Here is an 11,894-nt window from a genome sequence, read left to right as displayed (position 1 = left end):
ATCGCCTGCGGTGCAAGCGAAGGTCGTCTGCACCGAATGAAGCGCATCGGCCTCCATGAAGAATCTCGGGTATTGAACCGATCTGGTAATTTGTCGTTGACATTCAAACGCGTGACGGTGGAGGGCGCTTCATAATCAAGAGCTCTGTCACATCATGTCGATCAGCTGCGGAAGAGATAGCAGCTGACAGCCATTTCCCGTCAGGGTATGTTTTGGCTTGATCGTAGAGCTTGACCAATCCGAGCGCCAGCTATAACGCCGCTCCTCAAATTTCTCTCGCTCTGCTCTCCCTAAGACCACCAGGACGGAAAACCGCCTATATTCAGGTAGGAAGGTGCAGAAAGCCTTGGACTTCTTATAGCGCAGAGACCAACCGCGCTTCTTGCCGCCATAGAGCCAATCCGGCGCGAAAACACCGGGGTAGTATGCTCCGATCCAGTTCCGCAGCTCGGCCCAATGCACGAACGCCTTCGGCCCGACCCAGTTCGCGGACAGTGTTGTCATCGGGCGGCGCTGATTTTTCCGTGATCCTGTCGCCGATCTGGGGAGACTGGTCCGTGCCGCTTTCCTTTACATCACATCTCGCAAGGTTCGGTAAGACTTTGGCGGGCTGCACCTTGATCTCTGCGGCGCAAATTCTTGCGTTCCTAATCGGTGTTACGCGCGATATTTCTTCCGTCCTCGGCCCGGCATTTGAGGCGCAGGCAAATCGTCCGTCAAAGAAGAAATCCAGGCCGCGGATTCGCGGATACGTAATTTGGACTTTCGGCACGTGCTTGGAGGAGGCGTCGTCGACTCGACTTTGATCCGGGTCTGTTCGGCGCGACCCGTATCGTCTGGCTGCGCATCCAAAAAGTCGAGAAGACATCAGTAATTGCGATATCGTCTATGTGGCGGATTCGCCGCTTCGGGGCGCGATCGCGCATGTTGAGCGTGACGTTCACGAGCTTGATGCCGAGATCTTCCGAGATCGGCTGACCGCCGGCCAGGATCGCGATGTCCTCCAGCATGGCCTTGCGGCGATCGCCGAAGCCCGGCGGCCTTGACGGTAGCGACCTGAGGTCGCCGCTGAGGCGGTTCACGACAAGGGTGACGAGCGCTTTGCCTTCGACGTCCTCGGCCACGATGATCAGCGGCTTGCCGGTCTGCACCACGGCCTCGAGCAGTGGGAGCAGCTCGTTCGGCGAGGGGAGCATCTTCTCGTTGATGAGGATGTAGGTATCGTCCATCTCAACGCGCATCTTGTCGGCGTTGGTGACGAAGTAGGGCGAGATGTGGCCGCGGTCGAACTGCATGCCCTGGACCACGTCGAGCTCGGTCTGGAGCGACTTCGCTTCTTTGACCGTAATCAGCCGCGCTCGTCGAGAGGCTAGTTCGGCCGCGTGGTGGAGCATTTGCGTCATCCGAGCAAACATCGACGCCAGTCGCCGTCGATGCCATCATGTGCACGGGTAGCGCGTGCTCGAAAGTAACCCGTCGGCCTTGTTCTGTCTCCCTAGTCATGGATGCCAGAATCCGATCCCTTTCTCCGTACTTCTCCTCAATTCCGCGTGTCTCGCTAGTCATCGTCATCATCACCCGACCGCGCGATCGCGCGCTGCATGGACCGCGGCGCTTGATCCCGCGCAATACGAGATAGCGCTCGCTCGGAAGGATCGCGCCCAATCCTTGGCTGCAGTTCCCTGATATCGCAAAAGACATCGGCCTGCCGTCGTAGCTCGTCGGCGATCGTTGACGGCTGAGTGGCGAGGCTGGACACGACGGTAACACGGACGCCGTGACGCTGCACCGCCTCCACCAGCGGACGAAAATCACCTTGTCCCGAGAACAACACCATTTCGTCGATGCGATCTGCGAGCTCCATCGCATCGACTGTAAGTTCAAGGTCGATGTTGCCTTTGATCTTGCGACGGCCGCTCGCGTCTACGAATTCCTTCGTGGCTTTCATCACCACGGTAAACCCGTTGTAGGCCAGCCAGTCGAGTAGCGGGCGGATCGAGGAATATTCCTGGCTCTCACTGATAGTCGTGTAGTAGCACGCGCGAACGAGCGTCCCCCGGCTTTCGAATTCCTTGAGCAGGCACTTGTAATCGATATCGAAGCCAAGCGCTTTTGCGGTCGAGTGAAGATTGGAACCGTCAATGAACAGCGCGATCTTGCTGGAGCTGGAGGGCATCAAGCTGTGACCTGCGTTCATTCATGCCAGGCTGAAGGGTGCCCGGTTCGCGGCGTACTATTTCAAGTTGCTGCGCCCAATGCTTGTGGCTCGAGCCGCGCTGCGTGAACAGTACGGCGTCCTACACAAGAGCTCATGACAATATCAGGCGTTGGTGCACTGACGGCAATCACGTTTCTAACGACCATTGACGACCCGGATCGCTTTCAGCGCTCCCGCGACGTTGGCGCGCATCTCGGCCTCACACCACGCAAATACGCATCAGGGGATACCGATCGGAATGGCGCTATTTCGAGGTGCGGCGATGTGATGCTCAGAACCATACTTTATCAGGCCGCGCTTGCACTTCTAACCCGCACCCAGCGTTGGTCCGCATTGAAAGCCTGGGGTGTAAGGGTGGCCAAGCGACGTGGCCTTCGCCGAGCAGTCGTGGCAGTCGCACGAAAATTAGCGATCGTGATGCATCGGATCTGGGCAGATGGAAGCGAGTTCCGGTGGACCCGCGAGGAGGCGACCGCATGATCAATTAGCAATTCAGCGGATCCGCCGAAAAGGCGGGACGACGTCCTGCGAGGACGAGGTCGGGATGACTGCGCTGCAACCTCTGTGCCTGCAGCACGCGCCTGATAGATAGCAGCTCCCGATCTTCGGACTGCCATCGTGAGGCGACTATGAACGTCGACCTCGTAGACAAGAGCGAGCCTCGCAGGCTGTCGGTAACGAGCTGAACCCTTGTATCAGCTCCGGAGCGGCCTGGCGGGGGCGCGACATCAGTTGCAGAAGCGTGGCTGACGGCCGGCGCGCGGCCTTCGCACATTTGCTGCAGTCCGGTGGACACTCGGGACACGTATCGCCGATCGAGTCCAATACTTCGGTGATCGCGGCTGCTGCTGCCGCCAGCGAGACGCCGGGCGGCGGCGCCTCTCGGGCGATCTGGAACGCGCGGTCGCGGGTATGAGGGTCGGCTCGGTCCTGCATCCAACGTGCTCCTCGCAATCGCGGATGGCGCCGGCGTCGCTCAGCGCCAAAATGGCCCAGCCACGCAGGGTCCGTATTGCCGGCCATCTCTCCTTCGTCATCAGCATAGAGATCACCCCTGCCGGGACGAATCCTTCCGCCCGCCTGCTCGTTCCGGGCGGTTAGCACGGGTCACGACGACGTAGCCGAGGAGTTTATCGAACGCATTCCAGAAAGGAATTGGCGGTTTGCCGTGGCTCGTCGCAACATGGACGGGAATTGCGGAAGTCAATGACCTATCAGCAATTCGAGTCCGCGAAAGGTCAATGGAACGGTGGAAAGACTCTCCACGCTGATTTCGACGTCAATGAGACTTTGATCGACCCCCGTATCGATTGCGCCAAAGGAAAGGTCGAGACGATTGTCGCAGACTTCTGTGATTGGGACTTCAATGCAGAACAAAACGGAGTACGGCGAATGCCGACCTACAGGAAAAATCCCGAAGCGATCTCGAAGTTGACTCCCGAGCAGTACCGCGTCACGCAGACTGACGGGACCGAGCGTCCCTTCGCCAATGAATATTGGGACAACAAGGAGCCTGGTCTCTACGTCGACGTGGTTTCCGGCGAGCCGCTCTTTGCGTCCTTCGACAAGTTCGACAGCGGAACGGGATGGCCGAGTTTCACGCGGCCCCTCGAGGCCGCAAATGTCGCCGAGAACGTTGACAGCTCGCATGGCATGACGCGGACCGAGGTTCGCTCCAAGCACGGCGACAGCCATCTTGGCCACGTCTTCCCAGATGGGCCGCGCGACGAGGGCGGGTTGAGGTACTGCATAAATTCGGCCTCCTTGAGGTTTATCCACCGCGACCAATTAGAAAGCGAGGGATACGGCAAGTACTCAACGCTGTTCTCAAAACTGGAGGCCTGACGATGGCAGCGACTACAGAGCGCGCAGTCCTGGCAGGAGGGTGCTTCTGGGGAATGCAGCAACTGCTAAGGCGCCTGCCCGGTGTCGTCTCGACGCGGGTCGGCTACTCGGGTGGCGACGTCAAGAACGCAACGTACCGCGACCACGGCACGCACGCCGAAGCGCTCGAGATCGTGTTCGACCCGAGTCAGACGAGCTTCCGAGAGTTGCTCGAGTTCTTCTTCCAGATCCACGACCCGACGACCTTGAACCGGCAGGGAAACGACCGAGGCACAAGCTACAGGTCGGCGATTTTCTACACGACCGAGGAGCAGCGCCGCGTCGCCGAGGACACCATCGCCGACGTTGAGGCGTCAGGACTGTGGCCAGGCAAGGTTGTGACCGAGCTTTCACCCGCCGGCGATTTCTGGGAGGCCGAGCCCGAGCACCAGGATTACCTGGAACGCTATCCGAACGGCTACACCTGCCACTTCGTTCGCCCGCATTGGAAGCTGCCAGTCAGGACTAGCGCCTAAGGAGAATTATATGGCTCGCCCGCGATCGTCGAATCTCTTCCTTATACCGCTGGTGCTGCTTCTGTTCGCAAGTCTCCAAATAGAAGCACGCGCTTCGGAGCTTGTAGGTCATGTCTACGTGCAGACCAATGAAACCCAGAACCGCATCATCCACTTCGGTCGCAACGCGGATGGGCAACTCAAACTACTCGAGAGTATCCCTACCGGGGGCGCTGGGTCGGGCGTCTTCAAGCCGATCAGCGGCCAGATGAGCGCGCCCAACGCATTCGAGGGCGCTGGCAGCGTGATCCTGGCCGAATCCAACACCCTGCTGTTCACGACGAACGGCGGCGACAACAGCGTGACGAGCTTCCGAGTGAGTCCAGCCGGCAAGCTGACACTGATCGATCGGCAACCGACTGGCGAGCCCGTAATCGGGCGCAGCGGAACGGCGAAGTCGCTCGCCTACCGCCCCAAAGTCGAACTCTATACGTGCTCCATGCCTTCGGCCCCAACCATCTCCGGTCATACACGGTTGCCGAGGACGGCAAGCTGAAGCTGCGCCCGGAGCGCGCTTCGGTAAATACCGCGACAAAGACCGATCGGGTGTCCACACAAGCTGTCCTGTCGCCCGACGGCCGCTTCCTGCTGGTCGATATTCTTTTCGACGCTCGTCCAGCCGTCAATCCGGACGGGTCGCCAAATCTGGTCGTGGCGAACGCCCCCGATCCAGACGGGCTCGTGATTTTCCCGGTGCGCGACGACGGCGCACTCGGTGAGGCTTCCTTCGCCAATGCCGGCGGCGCGGGGCCATTCTACATCGCCTTCCTCAACCGGAGTCGCGATACCTTCCTGAACGGTTTCGCGGTAGGAGACGGCGTGCTAGTGAGCCGCATTAATGGCGAGGGTCGCGTGACCGACGGTCCGTTGGCCCCGATCGACACCGCGCTCGGGAAGCCATCTGAGCTCTGCTGGCTGCAGGTGACATCTGACAACTCGCTGGTGCTCGCGACCAACTTCGGCTACGGAACGGTCTCGACCTACCGGCTTGTAGACGGCCGATTGAGCCTTCTCCAGGACCCGGCCAACAACGCTATACCGGGCGACGGTACCTTCCGCGCTGTGAACGGGCTCGTCAGCAGCGGACCCAGCGACAGCTGGTTGACTCCCGACGACCAGTACTTCTACCAGATCTTTGGAAATGCCCAGGTGCTTGTCAGCTACCATCTCAACAAGACGAGCGGCAGACTGACGGAGATTGGTCGAAACCCGATCCCCTACAACAGCCCCCAGGGCCTCGCGGGATTCTAGACATCAACCGACGGAGCGCGGTCGACCAGGCAAGATCCAGCTACTCCCACTGTGATCAGGTCTGGCAGACGCGCTCTCGGCCCTTTGCAGCCTTGCCGCACAAATCAGTCAATCGCAAGATACCGTGGCGCAGTTTTCCCTCTCGTACGGTTGGACGCTCGACCTCGTCGAGCTTAGCGATCTCCTCGTTGAGCATCGCGACGGTGCCACGGGGCGCTGTGCGCTGACGAGCGGGTTGAAGGTGAGCGCAATCTTCTCGTCGAGTTCGTACATGATCAGGCTGCCTCATGACCGGTGAGCTTCGAGCGACGCTCGCGAGCTTCGAAATGCTCGTAGGGGGGCCGCCATTCTGGGCCGCCCACCCTTCCAATCGGTGACCACGCCGCCGGCACCGGTGGTGATCGGGAGAACGCATCCGACCGCTACCGTCAAACCGCGCCGCGCGACGGGGTCAAAGTTGGGCTCTGACGCAATTCTGATGACGTGTCGTCGTGCAGAATATTCATTCAATGAGTCAGATCAACAAGATAGCCTTCCCGACAAAAGATTGCTGTGAATGCCTGACAACTGGTGCCTCCGTTGGCAACCACGTTCCTCAAAATCGAGAGTCTGATCAATGAGATCGACTGCAGCCTGTATCGGCGGCGCGTTCGCTCCGTCATCAACATTGAGTCAGAGCCAAAGTTGGGCGCCGATGAGGGGTCAAAATTTGCAGGCCGATTGGTCGTTCCGGAATCCGGCTCCATCCGGAGAAGCTGTTTGAAGTCGACGGGCTTGCCCTTCGCGCGCCGAATCTAACTTGGGGGAAGTCGCTAGGGCTTGGGGATGTGGAAAGCACCGGTACCTGTCATTGGTCAACACGCGCTCACAGCGAAGTAACCGCCATGTGCGGCTCGCTCCACTGCTTTGGATGACAGTCGTCAGCTGCCAGCCAGGCTTGAACTGAGGTAGCTATCCTGGTTTGCATTGATTCTATTGTGTTTTTTCCCATCATAAATTTGCCGGTCGGGCGGCTTGCCAGAGTCCGGTATGCACCGATAGCGACCAAATTCTGCAGCGCAGCTAAATGACGCGATGGACCCGCAAGCCGAAGCGAAACCGGACCGAAGTGAAGGAGAATCAGAGCGAATCTGTAGAATGGACATGTAGAATGAGGATGTACGGGCGAACGGATGGCGCGTTGTAGCGTCAGATTGGAACGACGAAAGGTGTGGACTAAGACAGTGACGGTTCGATCGTCGATCAAAACGGCAAGGTCATCTTTTTCAGCACCCGACGTTCATCGGCGACATCTGCATCGGGAACTGCTGCTTCTTGCGGAGCAAAGCCCGAGGAAGGGCCGTTCAACGACGAGCATGTTTTCCCGGAATGGCTACTCCGGCCTGCTTGGAAACCATACCGGCTCCGATGTGCCTCATCGGCGATGACAACGATGTTCCGCCTATTAGACAGCACCGGGTAGGCCATCTCGCCGGCGGCGGGGGAGAATTTCTGAATAGTAGTGAAGATCACGCAGCCGGACGCACGGATGCCGTGGCATGATCGTTGATCGGCAAAGTGAATTGCATGGTGACGCCTGGCCCGGCGTTCGGGGTGGCCCATATGCGTCCGCCGTGAGCTTCGACAATCGAACGGCAGATCGACAGCCCCATGCCCATGCCGCCGGGCTTGGTGGTGTAGAATGAGTCGAACAGGCGTTCAAAACTCTCCGGGTTCAGTCCCGGGCCAGAATCCTGCACGGCGACGATCACTCCGCCCGATGCATCTTTCCCAGTGCCGATCAGCAACCCGCGCGACCCTTCGCTGACACCGCTCATCGCTTGGACGGCGTTGATGATCAAGTTAAGGATCACTTGCTGCAGTTGGACTCGATCTCCTTGAATGAGCGGCAAGCCCTCCGCGAGTTGCGTCTGCACCGAGACATTGTTCTTCATTACTTCGCCACGGGTCAGGGCAATGACCTCAACGATCGCTTCGTTGACCTCCAAGGCATCCTTCCGCGGGGGCTGCTTCTTCATGAGGGTACGGATGCGGCCGATGATCTCGGCCGCACGCATTCCGTCATTGATGGCACAACCAAGCGCCTCCCGGACCTCGTCCAGATGTGGGGGCTGGGCATTCAGAAAGCGCAAGGCCGCCCCGGCATTGTTCACTCCCGCCCCGAGCGGCTGCATGACTTCATGTGTAATCGAGGCCGCCAGCTCTCCCATGGCAGTGACCCGTTGGATGTGGGCAAGATCCGCCTGCGTCTGACGCAAGGCCTCGTCGGCGCGCTTGCGCTTGAGCACGGAGGCGAACAGGGCGGCTAGATCGGCGAGCACGAAACCGGCGATCGCCAGCGCCAGGGGGGTCCGATCGAGGGTCGTGACCTCCTGGGCGACCTCCGTCGTGGCGGGAGCGGTACAGATGGCCGCCCGCATCCCGGTGTAGTGCATGCCGGAAATGGCGAAGCCCAGGACGATGGCGGCGGCGAGCTTCTGCCCAGGGTCCTTGGTTCCGAACGCCAGCCACAGCGCCGCCGTCCCCGCGCCGATCGCGACGATCACGGAGAGCGCGACCCACAGGGGGTCGTAGCTCAAATCGACGGGCCCCCGCATGGCCGCCATGCCGGTGTAGTGCATGGCGAGGATGGCGAACCCCATGAAGACGCCGCTGAGGACGAGGCGGGGGCGGGATAAGCCGCCCGGGCGACTGATGAAGTAGAAGCTGCCGCTCGTGCCCAGGATCGCCAGCACGAGGGAAAGGAAAGTCAAGCCGAGATCGTAGGACACCGGCATCGGCAGCATGAAGGCGAGCATGGCGACGAAGTGCATCGACCATATGCCGCCTCCCATGGTGAGCGCGGCACCAACCAACCAGATGCGGTGCGTGGGTCCTTGGGCCAGCGCCACGCGTCCGCCGAGATCCAGGGCCGTGTAAGACGCGAAGCCAGCGACCAGGATGGACAGGGCAACGAGATACGGATTGTATGTTGCGGTAACGACCATCGGGACCGTCCCCATTTCGGAGCAGAGACGAGCGAGGCACCATCCGAGGCATCACAACCGACATTCCCGGATGCCGGCCCCTACGATTGCGTCACGCAAGGGCAATTGCCAGTACGATGGGGCAAGGATTCCCTCAAGGGAGACGATAGTTCGGCAGCGAGGCTGTCTCAAGCGAGGCGCGCTATCTGCACTGTCGGCGGCGGCACCGGTTCGATGGGCCACCAGCTGCCGCCAGAACCCCGCGCAGCCGTGGCCGGACGCCCGAAGCCGGCGTTTGGGTGGCGATCGGCTGTGCTCGTATCATGAATGCGCGCACCTCGTCTGTCGGATGGCAGTCGTTCATCGCTCCGGCTGCTTTGGCCCAAGTTCGGGCCTGTTCGTCTTCGATCCGCTTGCCGGCCAGGAGGATCGCAGATACACGCGGAACACCGCGATTATCATGAGACTGGTATTGATGCGCGGACCTCGTGATCAATCTCGGCAACGCCAGCCACTGCTTCCGATGTGTGAGTTTGGGAGCAAGATGGTGCCTTGGGTTTGGTGGCCAGCACCGTGTTGTACGGGTTGCCAAACACAAACACCTTCGACGTGCGCCAAATGATTCGCTCCAGTTCCACGAATGTGCGCATCTTTAGCCGGTACTTCCACAAGAGCATGTGTTGAATGAAGTTCCAGGTTACTCCCCAGGCCAAGAATGGTAGTCGCCGATAGTGGATTGGACTGAAGCCAAGTCGGCGCATCTTGTAGACGAGAAGATTGGCTCCGACAAAATTGTAGCGCCAATTCTCGAAGAAGGCGGTGACACTCAGGTAATCCTTGGTACGGCGACAATGATCCAGCGACCCCGGCGAACGGATCAGCAACCGTCCTCCCGGCTTGAGCATCCGCCAGCATCTAGCTAGCCACGCGTCCAGGTCTTTGGTGTAGCCAATCGACTCGAGCGCATAGATGGCATCAAAATGTTCATTCGGGAGATCGAGGCTGTCAAAATCGACGACTATCACCTGTCCACGCCCGCCAAGTCTCGCAAATTTCCGCCGGCAGATCTCCGCCTGCACAGATGAATTGGTCACGCACACAATTTCGATATTGCTCCGCCTGGCGAGGTATTCGGCTGCCGCGCCGGAGCCGCATCCGAGATCCAGGAATCGCATCCCGTCTTTTGGCTTCAAAAGTGCACGTTCGGCCTCGTAAGGGTGCGAAAATGCTAATCGGGGAAACACACACGTGCTGTAGTTCGATTGCTCGTCGCGATACGTGCCGAACACGTCATCATATGTGCGCTTTTCGTCGTCATGCTTGAGAAAGTCGTTCGGCTTTGGTGTCCACTCAATCAGTTGGCGCTGCTCGAATTCATTCAGCTGGTGGCCGATCTTGCTCGCGTCCTTTGGTCGGGTCACCAAAAGAAAAAGTACGTAATGAAACAAGTTGTATGCCACACACAACGCGACGAGGGCGGCCGCTACCAACTGAGATATTAGAGCAATATTCAAGGTTGCTCCTGTGATAGCTGAAGAATTCTGCGAACTCGCGTTGCAATTTTTTCAAATCACAGCAGTGCCGCGTATTTCCGGGTTGGGTCATTCGTGTCACTGCGCCGATGCGATCACTCTCCTTGCGAGTTCTGAAGCGATCGACGCACTTCTTGCAGCAAAGCGGGCGTTCGCCACGAGTAGTGCCGGACGAGACCAAACTTGCCATCACAAACTGCGCATCACGCGGGTCTGCCACTTTGGGAGTAGTTGGGCATTGTAGTTTCCTCTTGGTATTTTCGATCAAGTGAAAAAGCGGGCGGTGAAGCTGGGGGACTTCACCGCCCTTAGACCTTCCGACGGAAGGGGGCGTATTCCACCGGAAGGCAACCTAAGGGAGCGAGCTTTGAGCGGTCCGTCGATCGTCCTTTTTTCGCCGTCGCACTTCATGAGCCCGTGCGATTTTCCACCGCATGCAGCCTAAGACGATCGCGATCAGCGGTTCAATTGAACGTAGGCAATCGTCGGGCATCCAAAGTGGGCATGGAACGATACGAAGGTCTATGGCGCTCGCCCTTAAAGCCGACCACCTCCCCAAAACCAGACCTGTCGGAGTGCCCGACTTTCGTCTCTTGTTGGCGGCGAGCCGCGCGCAGCCGAGCAAGAGGATCGCCGTGGAGGGCGAATCGCCGAGGCGGACTTGCGCACCGCGATGCGAAGCGGCTTAGAATCGTTCCAGCTTAGAAGGATTCTTTTTGGCTGTGAGGCTGCAGGCCGTTAGTTAATGCCGCCGACTGGGACACGCCGTCGCCAGCAGACCCATCTCTCGGCAGAGCTCGACGAAGCGCGCACAGACCTGCGCAGTGCTAGGCCGTTGTCCTTGCGCAAGTCTGCAATCGCCTTGTGATCGGGAGCGAGCCGACCCAGCAGCCACATCACCTCGACATTCCGCCCGGCCTCTCGTTCCAGCCGCCGGCTCGACTGCACCCGGTTCAGATCGCCGTAAATGTAAAGCTTAAGCAGCACCGAGGGATGGTATGACGGTCGACCGGTGGCCGCCGGCTCTACACCCTCAAAGCCCATCTCAGCCAAACCGCATCGACAAATATATCGATCACGCGAACAGGGGTGCTCTCGTCAATGAAGTCATCGAGACCTTCTGGCAACAGCGTCCGCTGCCCACGATCCGCCTCTTCAACGAAGCGCCGCATCGATTCCCCCCCCCCAGAATCACGGGAGAATCATAACAGCCGCAATATGTTTTCACACAGCCACGGTCAAAGCTGCAGCTTTGCCTTCGGGGGCCGGGTGTCACAGGTGACATCCCATCGGTCGGTGGGGCAATAGCGGGTGGTCAGCGCAGCATCGTACGACGTCCGGTCTTCCGCAGATAGCGGATGTGGTGACGGCTCGTTCATTGTTCAGCCCACGGCCGTGTGTGGACGGCTCCAGGTTGGCAAGAATAATCTTCACGTCGCAGCATTGGTCGGAGCAGCCATGTGTTCGGCCTGTTAGCGCGGCTCACGTGACCGCTGGCCATAATGCCCTCCGCGGATCAGGTCCCGGT

General features: G+C 59.4%; 8 protein-coding genes and 5 pseudogenes. 5 read left to right on the top strand and 8 right to left on the bottom strand.

What is annotated here, in order from left to right:
• Positions 1–103: 103 nt before the first annotated feature.
• The 3 genes and pseudogenes from JQ632_RS21830 to JQ632_RS21820 all read right to left on the bottom strand — a co-directional run bounded on the left by JQ632_RS21830 (position 104) and on the right by JQ632_RS21820 (position 2,176).
• A pseudogene (locus JQ632_RS21830) lies at positions 104–541 on the bottom strand (DUF3788 domain-containing protein).
• Positions 542–905: 364 nt separating this feature from the next.
• Positions 906–1,352 (bottom strand): annotated as a pseudogene (gene groEL, locus JQ632_RS21825) (chaperonin GroEL); the annotation flags it as partial.
• Positions 1,353–1,558: 206 nt separating this feature from the next.
• Positions 1,559–2,176 (bottom strand): NYN domain-containing protein, encoded by a 618-nt coding sequence (locus tag JQ632_RS21820; RefSeq protein ID WP_212404625.1) that lies wholly within the window; start codon positions 2,174–2,176, stop codon positions 1,559–1,561.
• Positions 2,177–2,302: 126 nt separating this feature from the next.
• Between JQ632_RS21820 and JQ632_RS21815 the strand changes: the two are divergent.
• Positions 2,303–2,698, top strand: a pseudogene (locus tag JQ632_RS21815) (transposase); the annotation flags it as partial.
• Positions 2,699–3,001: 303 nt separating this feature from the next.
• On the opposite strand, the pseudogene JQ632_RS39565 reads toward JQ632_RS21815, so the two are convergent.
• A pseudogene (locus JQ632_RS39565) lies at positions 3,002–3,261 on the bottom strand (hypothetical protein); the annotation flags it as partial.
• Positions 3,262–3,610: 349 nt separating this feature from the next.
• Between JQ632_RS39565 and msrB the strand changes: the two are divergent.
• From msrB to JQ632_RS39555, 4 genes are read left to right on the top strand one after another with little or no spacing between them, the layout of a single operon-like run.
• Positions 3,611–4,063 carry a peptide-methionine (R)-S-oxide reductase MsrB gene (gene msrB / locus JQ632_RS21810; protein ID WP_212404634.1) on the top strand — a complete coding sequence of 151 codons (453 nt, stop codon included), beginning with the start codon at positions 3,611–3,613 and terminating at the stop codon, positions 4,061–4,063.
• A gap of 2 nt (positions 4,064–4,065) precedes the next feature.
• Entirely contained in the window at positions 4,066–4,578 is a 513-nt protein-coding gene (gene msrA / locus JQ632_RS21805; protein ID WP_212404623.1) for a peptide-methionine (S)-S-oxide reductase MsrA, read from the top strand.
• Positions 4,579–4,588: 10 nt separating this feature from the next.
• Entirely contained in the window at positions 4,589–5,113 is a 525-nt protein-coding gene (locus JQ632_RS39560; protein ID WP_249152397.1) for a beta-propeller fold lactonase family protein, read from the top strand.
• Complete coding sequence (locus tag JQ632_RS39555) at positions 5,050–5,868, top strand: hypothetical protein (protein ID WP_249152396.1); 819 nt, start codon at positions 5,050–5,052, stop codon at positions 5,866–5,868. The genes JQ632_RS39560 and JQ632_RS39555 overlap by 64 nt, the downstream gene beginning before the upstream one ends.
• A gap of 1,242 nt (positions 5,869–7,110) precedes the next feature.
• Here JQ632_RS39555 and JQ632_RS40490 read toward each other — a convergent pair.
• The 4 genes and pseudogenes from JQ632_RS40490 to JQ632_RS21780 form a co-directional block, all read right to left on the bottom strand.
• Positions 7,111–7,470, bottom strand: a complete 360-nt coding sequence (locus JQ632_RS40490) for a hypothetical protein (protein WP_212404622.1) — start codon at positions 7,468–7,470, stop codon at positions 7,111–7,113.
• Positions 7,377–8,855: an MHYT domain-containing protein gene (locus JQ632_RS21790; protein WP_212404621.1), complete on the bottom strand. Its 1,479-nt coding sequence runs from the start codon at positions 8,853–8,855 to the stop codon at positions 7,377–7,379. The genes JQ632_RS40490 and JQ632_RS21790 overlap by 94 nt, the downstream gene beginning before the upstream one ends.
• A 437-nt stretch (positions 8,856–9,292) precedes the next feature.
• Positions 9,293–10,348: a cyclopropane-fatty-acyl-phospholipid synthase family protein gene (locus JQ632_RS21785; RefSeq protein ID WP_212404620.1), complete on the bottom strand. Its 1,056-nt coding sequence runs from the start codon at positions 10,346–10,348 to the stop codon at positions 9,293–9,295.
• 784 nt (positions 10,349–11,132) lie between these two features.
• A pseudogene (locus JQ632_RS21780) lies at positions 11,133–11,538 on the bottom strand (transposase); the annotation flags it as partial.
• Positions 11,539–11,894: the final 356 nt, after the last annotated feature.

This window comes from Bradyrhizobium liaoningense (assembly GCF_018130955.1).
GTDB classification, from domain to species: domain Bacteria; phylum Pseudomonadota; class Alphaproteobacteria; order Rhizobiales; family Xanthobacteraceae; genus Bradyrhizobium; species Bradyrhizobium liaoningense_C.
This window is presented reverse-complemented; position numbering and strand designations above follow the sequence as displayed.